This window comes from Micromonospora sp. S4605 (genome assembly GCF_003176715.1).
Taxonomy (GTDB): domain Bacteria; phylum Actinomycetota; class Actinomycetes; order Mycobacteriales; family Micromonosporaceae; genus Micromonospora; species Micromonospora echinaurantiaca.
Genome location: NZ_QGSW01000205.1, coordinates 16795 through 32744, shown reverse-complemented (window position 1 = coordinate 32744; position 15950 = coordinate 16795). Strand labels below are relative to the sequence as shown.

The following is a 15950-nucleotide window of genomic DNA, read 5'->3' as shown; positions in this document are numbered from 1 at the left end:
CTTCTACGTGACCCGCAACGGTCGCCGGATCGCCGCCATCGTGCCGGTGCCCCTGGCCGAGCAGAGCGAGCGGGCGCAAGCCTAAAGGCACCGCCCGCGCCTTGGCGGCCCTCCCAGCGCGGGCCTTCACCCCCGGCCTGAAGGCCGGAGCACTGGGCCGCAGTCCGGTAGCGGGCCAGTTCCTGGTGCAGCGCCTCGGTGCGTCCGGTCGCCAGCGCGGTCTCCACCAGCGACGCGAACCGGCCGACGTCGCCCAGCCGGTCGACGTAGGTCTCCTGCATCTCCCGCTCGGCCACGGCGACGCTGAGCGGCACCCCGAGCGCCGCGACGAGCAGCACCGCGGGGGGCACCAGGACGGCGAGCAGGCGACGGTGCACGGCGGGTCAGCCGATCAGCTCCGGCTGGTCGGCCAGCAGCCGGTAGCCGACGCCGTGGACCGTGCGGATGAGCACGGCCGACCCGAGCTTGTGCCGCAACGCCGCGATGTGGGTGTCCAGGGTGCGACTCGAGGACTCCCAGGTCGCGCCCCAGATCTGGTCGAGGATGACGTCGCGGCTCACCACGTTCGGCGCCCGCCGGGCCAGCAGCAGGAGCAGCTCGAACTCCTTGCGGGTCAGCGTCACGGGGGTGCCGTCGACGGTGACCTCGCGGGTGCCCACGCCGATCCGCATCGGGCCGACGACCAGCGGCTCGGCCGGGTGGCTCAGGGCGCGCGCCGCCCGGGTGCGCCGCAGCACGGCGTCGATCCGGGCCAGCAGCTCCGGGATGCCGAACGGCTTCACGATGTAGTCGTCGGCGCCGGCGCGCAGGCCACGGACCCGCTCGTGCTCCTCCGACCGCGCGGTCACCGCGATGACGGCGGTCTCCGGTCGGTCGCGTAGCTTGCGGATCACGTCGAGGCCGTCGCCGTCGGGCAGGCCCAGGTCGACGAGGACCACGTCGGACGGGGCGGCACGCACGGCCTCCGCGGCGGTGGCGATGCGCTGGACCTCGAAGCCCGCCTGGGTCAGCACGGTCACCAGACCCCGCGCCACGCGGTCGTCATCCTCGATGACGGTGATCCGCATGTCGGCGAATTGTACGGCCCGGACCAGGCTCCTGTGAGCCCGGAAGTTCTTGGGATTTTTCTGACACCATCCGCGTCCCGGCCCGTCGAGACTGAGGCCGCGCACCCACCGACGGATGCGCATGCGTCGACGAGGAGGCCCCGAGATGACAACGACCAGGCACCGGGCCGCCGCGCGGATGGTCGCCGCGATCGGCGCCGTTTCGCTGCTGGCCGCCTGTTCCGGCAATGGTGGCGGCGGCGGAGGCGACGCCGGGAACTATCCGGAGCAGAACATCACGTTCGTCGTGCCGTTCAGCGCCGGCGGCCCGACGGACACCGTCACCCGTATGATCGCCGAGCCGATGGCCGCGAAGCTGGGTGCCAAGATCGTCGTACAGAACGTCGAGGGCGCGGGCGGCACGGTCGGCGCCGGTGAGGTCGCCCGGGCCGAGCCCGACGGCTACACCGTGCTCATGCACCACATCGGCATGTCCACGGCGCCCGCCCTCTACAAGAACCTGGGCTACAAACCGCTCGAGGACTTCGAGATGGTCGGGCTGGTCACCGAGGTGCCGATGACCATCGTCGCCCGCAAGGACTTCCCGCCCGCGACGCTGCCGGACCTGGTGACCCACGTGAAGGCGAACGCCAACAAGGTCACCCTGGCCAACGCCGGCGTCGGCGCCGCGTCCCATCTGTGCGGCCTGCTGTTCCAGCACGCCGTCGGGGTCAAGCTTCAGGAGGTCCCGTACAAGGGGACCGGCCCCGCGCTGACCGACCTCGTCGGCGGCCAGGTCGACTTCATGTGCGACCAGACGACCAACACCAGCGGCCAGATCACCGCGGGCGAGATCAAGGCGTACGCGGTCACCACCCCGGAACGGGTGAAGAGTCTGCCCGACCTGCCCACCACGACCGAAGCGGGGCTGACCCAGCTCCAGGTCAGTGTCTGGCACGGCCTCTACGTCCCGGCCGACACGCCGCAGCAGGTCGTCGACAAGCTGTCCGAGGCGCTGAAGGTGGCACTGGCCGACCAGGCGGTGATCGACCAGATGGCCAAGCTGGGCACCGCGCCGGTGCCGGCGGAGGACGCGACCCCGCAGGCACACCGGGCGCACCTGCAGGAGCAGCTCGGCACCTGGGCGAAGATCATCGCCGACGCCGGGGTCGAGGCCTCCTGAGGTGGAACGTCGACGGTCCTTTCCGGACGTCCTCGCCGGAGGAATCTTCGTCCTGATCGGCGGCGCGTTCGTGGTGGGGTCGCTCAGCTACGAGCTGGGCACCCCACTGCGGATGGGGCCCGGCTACTTCCCGCTGCTGGTCGGCGCGATCCTGGCCGCCCTGGGCCTGGCGATCGTCGCCAAGGGGCTCATCGCCGGCGAGGTGGTCTCGTTCGGGTCGATCCCGTGGCGCGCGGTGGGCGTCATCGTGATCGCCGTCGTGTTCTTCGGCTACAGCGTCCGGCGTCTCGGGTTCGTGCCGACGTCGGCGGTGACCGCCTTCCTGATCACCCTGGCCAGCCGGCGGGTGCGGATCCTCGCGGCCCTGGCCGTGGCCGCCGGGCTGACCGTGGCCAGCACGCTCATCTTCGTCGTCGGACTTCAGCTGCGGATCCCGCTGTGGGGCCCGTGGCTCTCGTTCTGACGTGCCACCCGGATTGAGGCATGGAACTCTTCGACAACCTCGCGCTGGGCTTCTCGACCGCCTTCCTGGTCCAGAACGTCCTTTACTGCTTCGTGGGCGTGCTGCTCGGGACGGCGGTCGGCGTGCTGCCCGGCATCGGGCCGACGGCCACGGTGGCGATGCTGCTGCCGATCACGTTCAACTTCGAGCCGGTCACGGCGCTGATCATGCTGGCCGGCATCTACTACGGCGCTCAGTACGGCGGCTCGACCACGGCCATCCTGATCAACCTGCCCGGTGAGTCGTCGGCGGCGGTCACCGCGCTGGACGGCCACGAGATGGCCCGCCAGGGCCGGGCCGGTCCGGCCCTGGCCGCCGCCGCGATCGGGTCCTTCATCGCGGGCACCCTGGCCACCGTCGCGCTGGCGGTCGCGGCTCCACCGCTGGCCCGCGTCGCGTTGCAGTTCGGCCCGGCGGACTACTTCTCGCTCGTGCTGTTCGGCCTGATCGTGTCGATCGCGCTGGCGCGCGGCTCCACGCTCAAGGCCCTCGCGATGATCGCGCTCGGCGTCCTGCTCGGCATGGTCGGCCAGGACATCTACACCGGCCTGCCCCGGTTCGTGTTCGGCCAGCGCGAACTGTATGGCGGCATCGACTTCGTGTCGGTCGCCGTCGGCATGTTCGGGGTGGCCGAGATCCTGCGCAACCTGGAGAACGAGCAGACCCGTACGGCCGTGGTCAGCAAGGTGAAGAACCTGTGGCCGACGCGCGAGGACCGGCGGCGCATCGTCGCCCCGATCCTTCGGGGCACCGGGCTGGGAACCGCGCTCGGCGTGCTGCCGGGTGGCGGGCACGTGCTGGCCTCGTTCACCTCGTACGCGGTCGAGAAGCGGGTCTCGAAGCGGCCGGAGGAGTTCGGGCGCGGTGCGATCGAGGGCGTGGCCGGGCCCGAGTCGGCGAACAACGCCGCCGCGCAGACGTCGTTCATCCCGCTGCTCACCCTGGGCCTGCCCGCTCACCCGGTGATGGCGCTGATGGTCGGGGCGTTCATCGTCCACGGCATCACGCCCGGCCCGAAGGTCATCACCGACGAGCCGGCGTTGTTCTGGGGCCTGATCGCCTCGATGTGGATCGGCAACGTGCTGCTGGTGCTGCTGAACCTGCCGCTGATCGGGGTCTGGGTGCGGATGCTGCGCATCCCGTACCAGGTGCTGTTCCCGATGATCATCCTGTTCGCCGCGATCGGCACCTACTCGCTGGGCTTCAACGCGTTCGACGTCTACGCGATCGTGTTCTTCGGGATCCTGGGCTACGTCCTGATCAAGTGCGGCTGCGAGCCGGCGCCGCTGCTGCTCGGCTTCGTCCTCGGCCCGCTGCTCGAGGAGAACCTGCGGCGCGCGTTGATCATCTCCCGCGGTGACGCGTCGGTCTTCCTGACCCGACCGATCTCCGCGGTACTGCTCGCCCTGGCCGTGGCAGCGCTCGTCGTCGCCGTCCTCCCGACGATCCGCAAGCGCCGCGAGGTGGTGTTCGCCGAGGAGGAGTAGGAGCGCCGCCCGCCCCGGCTCAGGCTGCCGGCAGCGGTCGGAACGCGGCCCGCAGCTCGTTCGCGAACAGGTCGGGCTCCTCCCAGGCGGCGAAGTGGCCGCCCTTGTCGACCTCGTTGAAGTAGGCGAGGCCGGGGTAGACCGTCTCGGCCCAGCTGCGCGGAGCGGCCCAGAGCTCGCCGGGGAACGTGGTGAAGCCGACCGGAACCTTGACCGGCGGTGGCGCCTGGCCGGACGCGGCGGCGGCGGCCCGGAACCGGCCGAATTCCCAGTACCAGCGGGCGGCCGAGGCGCCGGTGTCGGTCAGCCAGTACAGCGTGATGTTGTCGAGGATGGAGTCCGGGGTGAGTCCGCCCACCGGCCCGCCGTCGACGAACGCGCGGGACATCTTGTAGTAGCTGTCCGTGTCGTGGTCGAGCATCCAGGCCGCCAGCCCGACCGGTGAATCCAGCAGGGAGTAGCCGATCGTCTGGGGTCGGGTGGACTGCTCGAGGAAGTAGCCGAAGCCGTCCGTCGTGAACGTGTTGAGCCGGTCGTGCGCCGTGCGTTCCGGCTCGGACTGCGCCGGCAGCTTGTCCTTGAGGGCGATCGCCCCGGCGAGCAGGTTGACGTGAATGCCGAGCAACCCCTCGGGTGCCTGGCGGCCCATCGCGTCCGTGACGTTGGCGCCCACGTCGCCCCCCTGCGCGACGTAGCGCGGGTAGCCGAGGCGGCTCATCAGCTCCGCCCACGCGCGGGCGATGCGGTTCGAATCCCAGCCGAGCTCGGTCGGCTCGCCGGAGAAGCCGTAGCCGGGCAGGGACGGCAGCACCAGGTGGAAGGCGTCCTCGGCCTGTCCGCCGTGCGCGGTCGGGTCGGTGAGCGGGCCGACGGTCCCGAGCAGTTCGACGACCGAGCCCGGCCAGCCGTGCGTCATGATCAGCGGGAGGGCGTCCTCGTGCGGCGACCGCACGTGGATGAAGTGGATCTCGACGCCGTCGATGGTGGTCGTGTACTGCGGCAGGGCGTTCAGCCTCGTCTCGAACCCGCGCCAGTCGTGATCGGTGGTCCAGTAGCGGGCCAGCGCCTGGACGGTCGCGAGCTGCACGCCCTGGGAGCGGTCGCCGACCAGCTCCCGGCTGGGCCAGCGCGTGGCCGTGATCCGGCGGCGCAGGTCGGCGATCGCCTCCTCCGGTGTGTCGAGCCGGAAGGGACGGATTTCCTGGTCGTTGGGCATGCTCTCCACCTGCCGCGTCGGGTTGACCGGCGCCGGGCGCCGGCGGGGCTGGCACGCGCTCATCGTCGCACCGGCCCGGCGCCCGGCGGACCGGAACGCGATTTCGTGCCCGGCCCGGCCGGGACCGGGTGTGTCGGCACCACTGCCGGGTACGCCGGGCGAACCGGACCGGAGGAGGCGGGCATGGCGGGCGAGGCGCCGGACTACTTCCAGCCCGAGGGTGGAGTCGTGCTCACCCACCTGCTGATCGTGCGGGACGTGGACCGCTCCCGGGAGTTCTACCGGCGGGTGCTGGGAGCGACGGTGGTCCGCGAACGCCAGCCGGCGATCCTGCGGTTCCACAACAGCTACATCGTGATCAACAACGAGGGCGGTCCGACCGACGACAAGCCTGGCGTACGGGCACAGGCGCCGCCGGATCCGGACACGCTCAGCGGCGCGATGAACGTCAGGGTCACCGACGTGCGAGCGGTCTACGAGCTGTGGCGATCACGGGGCGGGCAGTTCCTCACCGAACCGAAGGACCACGGCGTGGAGATCCGCTGCTACCTGCGGGACCCGGACGGCTACCTGATCGAACTCGGTCAGGGCACCGGGATCCTCGCCGAGATGGGCCGGTCCGCCCCCGCCGCCCGCTGACGATCGGTGCGCGCCCCTCCCGGTCTGTGGCCGGTCAGCCGCGCCAGCACCCGGTCGTCGCCCACCGGCTGACCTGACCGCGTCGTGGCACTGCCGACCGCTTCGGCGCCTGAGCATCGATCCAATAGATGCTCACCATGCAGAGCATTCAGGCTGTTCATGCTGGCCGATCCCGGATAGGGTCCCCGCCAGTCGCTCAGCCAGGAGGTTCACCGTGCTCAGGAAGCGTGCGCTCCACGTCGTCATCGGTCTGGTCACCCTCTCGATCGCGGCAACCGGCTGCGGCCGGTCGACCAGCGGGCAGACTTCGCAGCCCGGCGCCGCCGCCTCGGTCGCCGCCGACGCCAAGGCCGCCGACCTGGTGCCGGCCGCCCTCAAGGAGAAGGGCGTCCTCCGGGTCGCCACCGCCGAGGGCTACCCGCCGATGGAGATGTACAAGGAGGGCACCCAGGAGCTGATCGGCGTCGACCCCGAACTGGCCGCGGCCATCGCCGGTCGGCTCGGCCTGAAGCTGGAGATGACCAACGCCAGCTTCCCCGGGCTCATCCCCGGTCTGCAGGCCGACCGCTGGGACCTGGCGATGTCCTCGATGAGCGACACCGAGGAGCGGCGCAAGGCCGTCGACTTCGTCGACTACTTCCAGGCCGGCGGCGCGATCATGGTGGCCAAGGGCAATCCCGCCGGCGTCAAGGACCTCGCCGACCTCTGCGGCCGGGCCGTCGTACTCGCCAAGGGCAGCTCCAACCTCGCCATCGGCGAGAGGCAGAACGCCAAGTGCGCGAAGAAGATGACCATCTCGCAGAGCGAGGACGCCCCCACCGGCCTGCTGCAGATCGACGCCGGCCGCGCCGTCGCCACCATCGTCGACTACCCGGTGGCCAAGATGCTCGCCCAGGAGAGCGGCAAGTACGACGTGCTGGAGGCCCAGTACGAGGCCGGCCCCTGGGGGATCGCGATCGACAAGAAGGACAGCCAGCTGCGCGACGCGGTGCAGCGGGCGCTCCAGGAGCTGATCGACAGCGGCGAGTACACCAAGATCCTGGAGAAGTGGGGCGTGACCGGCAGCGCCGTTCAGGCGGCCACCGTCAACGACCAGAAGTGAGCACGCCGGTGGACCGCACGGTCGACAAGCAGGACACGGCCGGCGCGGGCCCGGCGCCCGACGGACCCGACCTCGCCCAGCCGAACCGGATCAGCCACCCGCTCCGCCCGGGGCGGTGGCTGGCCGCCGGCGTGACCGCCCTGGTCCTGGTCTGGTTCGGCTGGACCATCGCCGTCAACCCCAACCTGCACTGGGACATCGTCGTCGCCTACCAGTTCGACCGGGTCATCCTGGAGGGCCTCTGGGTCACCATCCAGCTCACCGTCGCGTCGATGCTGATCGGCGTCGTGCTCGGCGTGGTGGTGGCGCTCATGCAGACCGCCAGCAGCCGGATCCTGCGCACCGGCGCGATGGCCTACGTCTGGTTCTTCCGCGGCACCCCGCTGCTGGTGCAGCTGATCTTCTGGTTCAACATCGCGCTGATCTTCCCGGAGATCGGCCTCGGCGTGCCGTTCGGCGGTCCCAAGCTGATGACCTGGGAGACGAACGCCCTCATCACCGGCTTCGTCGCGGCGCTGCTCGGGCTCAGCATCAACGAGGGCGCCTACATGAGCGAGATCGTCCGGGCCGGACTGCGGGCCGTCGATCCCGGCCAGCAGGAGGCCGCGGCCGCCCTGGGCATGTCCCGATCGAAGATCATGCAACGGGTGGTGCTGCCGCAGGCGATGCGGATCATCGTCCCGCCCACCGGCAACCAGTTCATCTCCATGCTCAAGACCACCTCGCTGGTCTCGGTGATCGCCGGCGCCGACCTGCTCACCGTCGCCCAGCGGCTGTACCTGACCAACTTCGAGGTGATCGCCCTGCTCATCGTCGCGTCCATCTGGTACCTGGTCCTCACCACCGTCGCCAGCGTCGGCCAGCACTACCTGGAGCGTCGGTTCAGCCGCGGCTTCGGCGGCACCGTCCCGGGCAGCTTGCGCGGGCGGATCGGCCGCAACCTGCGGCTCACCGGGAGCGCCCGATGACCGCGCCGATGGTGTCGTGCCGGCAGCTCCGCAAGAGCTTCGGCCGGATCGAGGTGCTGCGTGGCATCGACCTGGTCATCGAGCGGGGCCAGGTGGTCTGCGTGGTCGGGCCCTCCGGCTCCGGCAAGTCCACCCTGCTGCGCTGCCTCAACCACCTCGAGGAGCCCCAGGCGGGCCGGGTCTACGTCGACGGCGAACTGATCGGCTACGAGGAGCGCAACGGGCGGCTGCGACCGTTGCCGGACGTCCGGCTGCGGCGGCAGCGCGAGTCGATCGGCATGGTGTTCCAACGGTTCCACCTCTTCCCGCACCGCACCGCCCTGGAGAACGTGATGGAGGGCCTGGTCGCCGTGAAGGGCGTCGGGACGGCGGAAGCCCGCCGGCGGGCCGGCGACCTGCTCGACCGGGTCGGGCTCGCCGACCGGGCACACCACTACCCGGCGCAGCTCTCCGGCGGGCAGCAGCAGCGGGTAGCCATCGCGCGGTCCCTGGCGATGTCACCGAAGCTCATGCTCTTCGACGAGCCGACCTCGGCGCTCGACCCGGAACTGGTCGGCGAGGTGCTGGAGGTGATGAAGGACCTCGCGGCCAGCGGCATGACGATGGTGGTGGTGACCCACGAGATGGGGTTCGCCCGCGAGGTCGGCGACCACCTCGTGTTCATGGACGACGGCCTGATCATCGAGCAGGGCCCGCCGCGGGAGGTGCTCGCCGCGCCGCGGCACGACCGGACCCGCGCCTTCCTCTCCAAGGTCCTCTGATGGCCCGGCTGGACCTGCTGATCACCGGCGGGACGGTGGTCGACGGCACCGGCTCGCCGGCCCGCCCCGCCGACCTGGGCGTGCGTGACGGCCGGCTCCTGCTGCTGCCGGCCGGCAGCGGCAGCGCCGCCGCCGACGTGCTGGACGCGGCCGGCCTGGTCCTCACCCCCGGCTTCATCGACGTGCACACCCACTCCGACCTGCTCGCCGGCCACGACGAGCAGCGGGAGACGCTGCGGCTCGCACCGCTGCGCCAAGGGGTCACCACCGAGATCTGCGGCAACTGCGGCATCAGTCCCTTCCCGGTCCCGGCCCAGCGCGCGGAGACGGTGCGGGACCTGGTCGGCGCGACGTTCGGCCCGCCCGCCGCGACGTACCCGTCCTTCGCGGAGTTCGCCGCCGCGCAGGGCGCCGCCCGCCGCAACCACCTCGCCGCCCTGGTGGGCCACGGCACGCTCCGCGCCGCCGTCGTCGGCTTCGCCCAGCGGCGCGCCACCGCCGACGAGGTCCAGCGGATGGGCGACCTGCTCGACGAGGCGCTCACCGCCGGCGCCGCCGGGCTCTCCACCGGCCTGATCTACTCGCCCGGCGTCAACGCGGGCACCGACGAGGTGATTGCGCTCGCCCGGGTGGCCGCGGCGCACGGGAAGCCGTACGTGACCCACCTGCGCGACGAGATGTCGCAGGTCGAGTCGGCGCTGGAGGAGGCCATCGAGATCGCCACCGCGGCCGGCGCGGCGTTGCAGGTCTCGCACCACAAGACCGCCGGGCGACACTCCTGGGGCGCCACCGTGCGCACCCTGGCCCGACTCGAGCGGGCCCGGGCCGAGGGCCTGGACGTCCGCTGCGACGTCTACCCGTACACCGCCGGCAGCACCGCCCTGCACGCCATGCTCCCACCCTGGGTCATCGCCGACGGCGTGCCGGCGATGCTCGCCGCCCTCGCCGACCCGACCGTCCGCGACCGGATCCGCGCCGACCTGGCCGCCGGACTGCCCGGCTGGGAGAACACCGTCGGCAACGGCGGTTGGGACCTGCTCCGGGTCGCGTCCGCCCCTACCAGCCCCGCCGTCGAGGGGCACACCGTCGCCGACCTCGCCGCCGCCCGCGGCGTCGACCCGGTGGACTACGTCTGCGACCTGCTCGCCGCCGAGGCGGGCAACGTGACCATCATCAGCCACTCGATGCGGGAGGACGACGTCCGGCGGGTGCTCGCCAGCCCGCTGTCGATGATCTGCTCGGACGGCGTGCCCAAGCCCGGCCGGCCGCATCCCCGCTGGGCGGGCAGCTTCGCCCGGGTGCTCGGCCACTACGTTCGGGAGGTGGGGCTGCTGGACCTGACCGCGGCGGTGCACAAGATGACCGGGATGCCCGCCCGCCGCTTCGGCCTGCGCGGGCGCGGCCTGCTCGCCGACGGGTACGCCGCGGACCTGGTGATCCTCGACCCGGCGGAGGCTGCCGACGGGGCGACCTACGACGACCCGCTGGCTCCGCCGCGCGGGATCCACCGCGTGCTGGTCGACGGGCGGGTCGTCGTGGACGGCGACCGGGTCACCGATGCCCGGCCGGGGCGGGTGCTCGCCGTACCGGACCGCGAGCCCGCCCTGCGGGGGCGGCGGTGACCGGCGACGACCCGGCGGCCCAGGTGCGGATCGGGGCGATGGTCCGGCGGCTGGACGACGGGCGGGTCCTGTCGCACGACCCGGACCTGGTCCTCCCGCTGGCCAGCGTCGGCAAGGTGCTGCTGCTCGGCGAGGTCGCCCGCCGCCTCGCCGCCGGGACCCTCGCGCCCGACCAGCGGGTCGACCTGCTCGACGAGGACCGGGCACTCGGCGGCACCGGCCTGCTCGCTCTGCTCTCGCCGCGCCGCTGGACCGTCGCCGACCTCACCACCGCGGTCGCCGCGGTCAGCGACAACGCCGCCACGAACGCGCTGCTCCGGCTGGTGACCCTGGAGGCCGTGCAGCACTTGGCCCGTACCAGCGGCCTGCGCGCCACCACCGTGCACGACCGGATCCGGGCCACCCGCGGCCCGGACGTGCCGCCGACCTTCGCCACCGGCACCGCCCACGACCTCTGCACCTTCCTCGCCGACGTGGCGACCGGGACCTGGCAGAGCCCGCGGGCGTCGGAACTGCTGCACGGGTGGCTCGCCGGTAACACCGACCGCACGCTCGTCGCCGACACCATCCGGCACGACCCCTGGTCGACCGGCGGAGTCCGGGTGGCGAACAAGACCGGCACCGACACCGGCGTACGCGCCGACGCCGGCATCGTCGTCGGCCCGCACACCGTCGTCTACGCCGTGGTCGCGGCGTTCCCGCCCGGCGCGGAGCGGGCCGCGGTGGCGGAGCTGCGCCGTTGGGGTACGGCGGTCGACCGGCTCGCCGGCGACCAGCGCTCGGCCAACTCCTGACTGAGCCCCGCCGCGGCGTCGGTCAGCCGGTCGACGAAGCTGCCCACCACCGGATTCGGGTTGCCGGGACGCAGGGCCACCCCGATCTCCCGGTGCAGGTTGGCGTGGGTGAGCGGCCGGACCGCCACCCCGCCCGGGTTGCGCAGTCCCAGCGACGGCACCAGCGCGACACCGACGCCGGCCCGGACCAGGCCCAGCACCACCTCGTAGTGGTCGCTGCGGCAGCGGATCCGGGGCTGGAACCCCTCGGCCCGGGCCGCCAGTTCCAGCACCGACACCTCGCCCCGCACGCCGAGGGTGGTGATCCACGGTTCGTCGGCCAGGTCGGTGAGCCGTAGCCGCCGCCGCCCGGCGAGCGGGTGGTGTGCCGGCAGCACCACCAGCTGCGGGTCCACCATCAGCGGGGAGACCGCCGGGGAGGACGCCTCCCGGACCGGGCTCAGCGGATGGTTGAACACCACCACGAGGTCCAGTTCACCCTGGTTGAGGCGGGGCAGCAGCTCCGGCGGCTGGCCCAGGATCAGGGCCAGCTCGACCTGGGGATGCGCGGCGGTGAAGCTCGACAGGGCGCGCGGCAACAGCTCCGTGCCGGCGGTGGCGAAGAAGCCGATCCGCAGCACCCCCCGCCGGCCCTCCCCGTGCGCGGACAGCTCGTCGCGGGCCGCCGACATCAGATCGGCGATCTGCTGGGCGTAGTCGGCCAGGCGCTGGCCCGCCACCGTGAGCCGCAGGCTGCGCGGCCCCCGGTCCACCAGCGCCACGCCGGCCTCCTGCTCCAGGGTGGCGAGCTGATGGGAGACCGCGGACGGGCTGAGCCGGAGCTGCTCGGCCGCGGCGACGATCGTGCCGTGCCGGGCGATCTCCAGCACGACCTGCAGGCGTGCCGTGTTGAACATGCGTGACCGCCTTCCCTGCTCCCGCCCGCCGGACCAGCCCCTCGCGGCTGTCCGGTGGGCGCACCGGGACCGGAGGCGGCCGGGTCGTCGCCCCGGCGGCCCACCGAGGATACGCACGGTCACCGGAACCCGAGGTCGCCGGCCCGGTGGGGTGACCGGCCGCGCCTGCGCGGCGCGGCCGGTCACCGCGTCACGGGCAGGGGCGCCCCGCGCAGACGTCGATGATCTTGCCGGTGAGCAGGAACGTCGCCTTCTGCCGCTGTGCGCCGGGCTGGGCGCGGGGGAACTCGTGCGAGTCCTCGCCGTACTCCGGCCCGGCCGGGGCGAGGTTGGTCGGCGGCGGCGCGTACGCCGCGCCGCTGTTCCAGACCACCATCGCCGAGCCGGTGTACGGGTACGACCGGATCGGCGTGATCCCCCAGTACGGCCGCACGTCCAGCGACCACCCGTCGGCGAGGGCCGGGGTGTGCAGGCCGGCGCCGATGGTGCGCGCCTGCACCTCGGCCGCGGCGGGGGAGACCTGCTGGTCGCCGAAGGCCACGTGCATCAGCACCTGGTGCGCCGGGGTGCGCGGCAACGGGTTGCCGGTCATGTGCTGGGCGTACCCGTTGGCCTCGGCCCGGTCCCACAACATCTGCAGCAGCGCGAAGATCAGCTGTTGGTCGACCTTGTCCGGGTACGACCCGTCCATGATCGATTGGAAGGGGGCGAAGTCGACGCTGCGCTGCAGCAGGGTGGAGTAGTTCATCGCCGGCACGCCGAGCACCGACCGGGTCCAGTCCTGGGCGATGGCGGTGAGCGCGCCGCCGTTGATGCCGCCCTGGCTGTTGCCGTCGTAGTGCAGCCCGCCGGGCACGTCGATCAGCGGTCGTCCGGCGGCGTCCTGGAACGCCGGGTCGGCGGCGAACCCGGCCGGGTGGATCATCGTCCGGCCCAGGAAGAGGAAGTTCAGGAAACTCTGCTGCAGCCGGTCGGCCACCGCGGGGAAGGCGCTGAGGTCGGTGAAGGCGCCGGCCACGTACGGGACGTCCGCGGCGGCCATCCCGACCCAGCTGGTGGCGCAGAAGGTGAAGTCGTACTCCGCCGACATGGTCTTGACGTTGCCGGCGTTGATCTCGGTCGGCCGGCCGAGCAGGCCGTGGCCGTAGAGCGAGAGGTGGGCCGGAGCGGCGGCGGAGGCGCTGCGCGGGATGTTGCAGACGAAGTCCGCCCGCAGCGTCGTGCCGGACGGCGTGGGCCGGGCGTACGTCGTGGGTGGCGTCCCGTCGCCGCCGGCCGGCCCGTAGTGCAGCCGCGAGCCCGGTCCGCCGCTGCCGGTCAGGTAGGACGGCACGTCGACGGTGCCGGTCACCTGCCGGGCGATCCGCGCGTCCTGCTGCTCCGGATAGTCGGTCACCTGGGTGACGGTGAACGACGGCGCCGCCTTACCCAGCGTGGCGAACGCGCCGTCGCGGATCGCCAGCATCCGTCCGGTCAAACCCTGCCGGCTGGCCACCGTGAAGTCCCAGGCGAGGTGCAGGCTGTGCCGCTTGACGCCGACCCGGGTCAGCTCGGCCAGGATCCGCTTGATCTGCGGGGCGCGGCGGTCCCGCGGGCCGAGGCCGGCACCGGTGACGTACGAGCGGAACGCCGTCGGCGCCGGGATCAGCTTGCCGTTCCGGTCACGCAGGCCGCGCAGCGCCACGACGTACCGGGTGCCCTCGGCCAGCGCCACCGCCGGCCGGATGATGAGCAACTGCCGGTCGGGCTGGCCGGCGGCGTGCGCGTCCAGCTCCGCCCAGTACGGCGTGCGCTTCCCGGTGGTCGTGTTGAGCAGCACGATCGGCGCGTCCGGCGCCAGCGACCGGCCGATGTCGGTGACCGGAGCGATCCCGGTGGCCGCGGCGTCGAGGCCGGGCACGTGCACCAGGATCGGCGAGCCGGGGCTGAACCCGTCCTGCCGGTTCCATTCGGTCGGGTCGATCGGGGTGCTCTGCACGTTGGCCGGCATCGCGGCGGCCGCGAACCGCACCCGTTTGCCGGTGGGGCTCGCGGGATCGGGCACGGTGAAGTAGTCGTTGGGGAACGGCAGCAGGCAGGCCGTCGGGTCGATCGGGTCGCAGGCGCCGTGGGCGGCCGGATGCCGCGCGGGGGGTTCGGCGGTGGCGGCGGTGCCGAGCAGTACGGCACCGACCGTCGCCAGCACGGACACGGCGAGACGGAGGCGTCCGGGGGTGGTCACACCATCTCCTTCGACGGTGGCCGGAGTGGACGGAGCCACGCCGGCGACGCTGGTGGCAGGAGCCGGGGGTGGGGCGTGGTGTTCTTCCTACGCCGATCAAGGAATCCCGGCAAGGGTCCGGCGGTCCCGCCCCGATCCGCGGACCGGGGAGCGTCACCGCACTGCGGCCAGTGGCGGCGGGACCGGCTCGCCGGGCCTTGCCTTCCCGCTCCCGCGGTGCGGCAGCAGGAACGGCGTGGCCAGCAGCGCCGCCCCGGCGAGCCCGATCGCGGCGCGGGCACCGGTGGCCGCGGCCAGCACGCCCCACAGTGCGGTCAGCAGCGCGATCGCCCCGGTGCCGGTGACCCGCCAGGCGACCAGCACGCGGGCGATCCGGTCAGCCGGCACCCGCTGGAGCCGCTCGGTGGCGAACAGCGGATTGAACACGCCCATGCAGGTGATCAGCGCCAACTCGATCGCGATCACCAGCACCACTCCCGCCGTGCCGGGTATGACGAGGACCAGGCCGACCGGCCACAGTGCGCGCAGCGCGCCCGAGACCAGCAGGACCCGTCGCCGCCCGTGGCGGGCCGCCAGTCGCGGAGCGAGCTGGGCGCCGACGAACCCACCGACACACGGCAGTCCGAACGCCAGGCCGTACTGCCAGGCGGCCCAGCCCAGGTCGGCGAGGAGGAGCACGGCCAGCAGCGGCTCGGTCGCCATGATCAGCGCGTTGACGGTCACCGTGTTCAGGAACAGCCGGCGCAACTCGCGGTCGGCGAGGATGAACCGCCATCCGGCCAGCAGGTCGTCGCGGCGCGGCCGACCTGCGGCGGCAGCACGACCGGCCGGCCGCGGTGGCCGGTTCGCGGCCGGGCGCGGTCCGCGGTCCCGGATCATGCCGATGCCGACCGCGGAGAGCAGGAACCCGGCCGCGTTGGCGACCACGGTGACGACGGACCCCAGCAGGGTGATGGCCGCACCGCCCAGGGGCGGCCCCAGGGCGGTGGCCGTCCAGAGGGTCGACTCGAACCGCCCGTTGGCCACGAGCAGCTGGTCGGGACGCATGATTGACTTCAGGTAGGCGCCGCTGGCGGCGGTGAAGGCGATGTTCGCCGCCGCCCCGACCACCGAGACGATCAGCAGGTGAAAATAGCTGAGCAGCCCGAGCCAGAACGCGATCGGGACGCTCAGCAGGGCCGCGCACCGGATGGCGTTGGTGACGATCATGACCGCCGGTTTGCGCCGGCGGTCGACCCACGGGCCGAGGGGGAGCGCCAGCAGCGCACCCACGGCCAGCCCGGCCGCGGCTAGGGCGGAGACCGCGGCCGGCCCGACGTCGAGCACCTGGATCGCGAGCAGCGGAAACGCGCCGAACCCCAACCAGGTGCCTACGGTGCTCGCCGCGTACGCCGACCACAGCCAGCCGAACGAGCGCCCCAGCCGCTGCCGCCCCACGCCACATCCCCCCGTCCCAGCCGGTCGTCGACGGCGAGGATTCGACCAGGCCGGGGGCCGTGAGATCCAACAACCG

Annotated in this window: 14 protein-coding genes and 1 pseudogene; 9 read left to right on the top strand and 6 right to left on the bottom strand. The window is 72.7% G+C overall.

Going from position 1 to position 15950, the window contains the following annotated elements:
- Together DLJ47_RS35390 and DLJ47_RS16785 are read right to left on the bottom strand one after the other, a co-directional pair.
- Positions 1–377, bottom strand: a pseudogene (locus tag DLJ47_RS35390) (hypothetical protein); the annotation flags it as partial.
- Positions 378–383: 6 nt separating this feature from the next.
- The gene (locus DLJ47_RS16785) at positions 384–1067 is read right to left on the bottom strand and encodes a response regulator transcription factor (protein ID WP_109900916.1); all 684 of its coding nucleotides are present in this window, start codon (positions 1065–1067) and stop codon (positions 384–386) included.
- Between the two features lie 145 nt (positions 1068–1212).
- Between DLJ47_RS16785 and DLJ47_RS16780 the strand changes: the two genes are divergently transcribed.
- Genes DLJ47_RS16780 through DLJ47_RS16770 form a run of 3 tightly spaced genes read left to right on the top strand, consistent with a single transcriptional unit; the run spans position 1213 to position 4218 of the window.
- The gene (locus DLJ47_RS16780; RefSeq protein ID WP_199235882.1) at positions 1213–2229 is read left to right on the top strand and encodes a tripartite tricarboxylate transporter substrate-binding protein; all 1017 of its coding nucleotides are present in this window, start codon (positions 1213–1215) and stop codon (positions 2227–2229) included.
- 1 nt (position 2230) lies between these two features.
- Complete coding sequence (locus tag DLJ47_RS16775) at positions 2231–2692, top strand: tripartite tricarboxylate transporter TctB family protein (protein ID WP_109900914.1); 462 nt, start codon at positions 2231–2233, stop codon at positions 2690–2692.
- A gap of 20 nt (positions 2693–2712) precedes the next feature.
- Positions 2713–4218, top strand: coding sequence for a tripartite tricarboxylate transporter permease (locus DLJ47_RS16770; RefSeq protein ID WP_109900913.1), 1506 nt, complete (start codon positions 2713–2715; stop codon positions 4216–4218).
- A gap of 19 nt (positions 4219–4237) precedes the next feature.
- Here the strand turns inward: DLJ47_RS16770 and DLJ47_RS16765 are convergent, their stop codons facing one another.
- A complete protein-coding gene (locus DLJ47_RS16765) occupies positions 4238–5434 on the bottom strand; it encodes an epoxide hydrolase family protein (protein ID WP_199235881.1) in 1197 nt (398 codons plus the stop codon).
- Between the two features lie 183 nt (positions 5435–5617).
- Between DLJ47_RS16765 and DLJ47_RS16760 the strand changes: the two genes are divergently transcribed.
- The 6 genes from DLJ47_RS16760 to DLJ47_RS16735 all read left to right on the top strand — a co-directional run bounded on the left by DLJ47_RS16760 (position 5618) and on the right by DLJ47_RS16735 (position 11320).
- Positions 5618–6073 (top strand): VOC family protein, encoded by a 456-nt coding sequence (locus tag DLJ47_RS16760; RefSeq protein ID WP_109900911.1) that lies wholly within the window; start codon positions 5618–5620, stop codon positions 6071–6073.
- Between the two features lie 214 nt (positions 6074–6287).
- A complete protein-coding gene (locus tag DLJ47_RS16755; RefSeq protein ID WP_109900910.1) occupies positions 6288–7175 on the top strand; it encodes an ABC transporter substrate-binding protein in 888 nt (295 codons plus the stop codon).
- Positions 7172–8143, top strand: a complete 972-nt coding sequence (locus DLJ47_RS16750) for an amino acid ABC transporter permease (RefSeq protein ID WP_233257864.1) — start codon at positions 7172–7174, stop codon at positions 8141–8143. The genes DLJ47_RS16755 and DLJ47_RS16750 overlap by 4 nt, the downstream gene beginning before the upstream one ends.
- Positions 8140–8904 carry an amino acid ABC transporter ATP-binding protein gene (locus tag DLJ47_RS16745; RefSeq protein WP_109900909.1) on the top strand — a complete coding sequence of 255 codons (765 nt, stop codon included), beginning with the start codon at positions 8140–8142 and terminating at the stop codon, positions 8902–8904. Before DLJ47_RS16750 ends, DLJ47_RS16745 begins: the two co-directional genes overlap by 4 nt.
- A complete protein-coding gene (locus DLJ47_RS16740; RefSeq protein ID WP_109900908.1) occupies positions 8904–10526 on the top strand; it encodes an N-acyl-D-amino-acid deacylase family protein in 1623 nt (540 codons plus the stop codon). The genes DLJ47_RS16745 and DLJ47_RS16740 overlap by 1 nt, the downstream gene beginning before the upstream one ends.
- On the top strand, positions 10523–11320 hold the full coding sequence (locus tag DLJ47_RS16735; RefSeq protein ID WP_109900907.1) for a serine hydrolase: 798 nt from the start codon (positions 10523–10525) through the stop codon (positions 11318–11320). The genes DLJ47_RS16740 and DLJ47_RS16735 overlap by 4 nt, the downstream gene beginning before the upstream one ends.
- On the opposite strand, the gene DLJ47_RS16730 is transcribed toward DLJ47_RS16735, so the two are convergent.
- The 3 genes from DLJ47_RS16730 to DLJ47_RS16720 all read right to left on the bottom strand — a co-directional run bounded on the left by DLJ47_RS16730 (position 11203) and on the right by DLJ47_RS16720 (position 15874).
- Positions 11203–12216: a LysR family transcriptional regulator gene (locus DLJ47_RS16730; RefSeq protein ID WP_109900906.1), complete on the bottom strand. Its 1014-nt coding sequence runs from the start codon at positions 12214–12216 to the stop codon at positions 11203–11205. The two genes, DLJ47_RS16735 and DLJ47_RS16730, sit on opposite strands and share 118 nt — an antisense overlap.
- Before the next feature lie 190 nt (positions 12217–12406).
- Positions 12407–14437 carry a hypothetical protein gene (locus DLJ47_RS16725; protein WP_109900905.1) on the bottom strand — a complete coding sequence of 677 codons (2031 nt, stop codon included), beginning with the start codon at positions 14435–14437 and terminating at the stop codon, positions 12407–12409.
- A 153-nt stretch (positions 14438–14590) separates the two neighbouring features.
- Complete coding sequence (locus DLJ47_RS16720; RefSeq protein WP_109900904.1) at positions 14591–15874, bottom strand: MFS transporter; 1284 nt, start codon at positions 15872–15874, stop codon at positions 14591–14593.
- Positions 15875–15950: the final 76 nt, after the last annotated feature.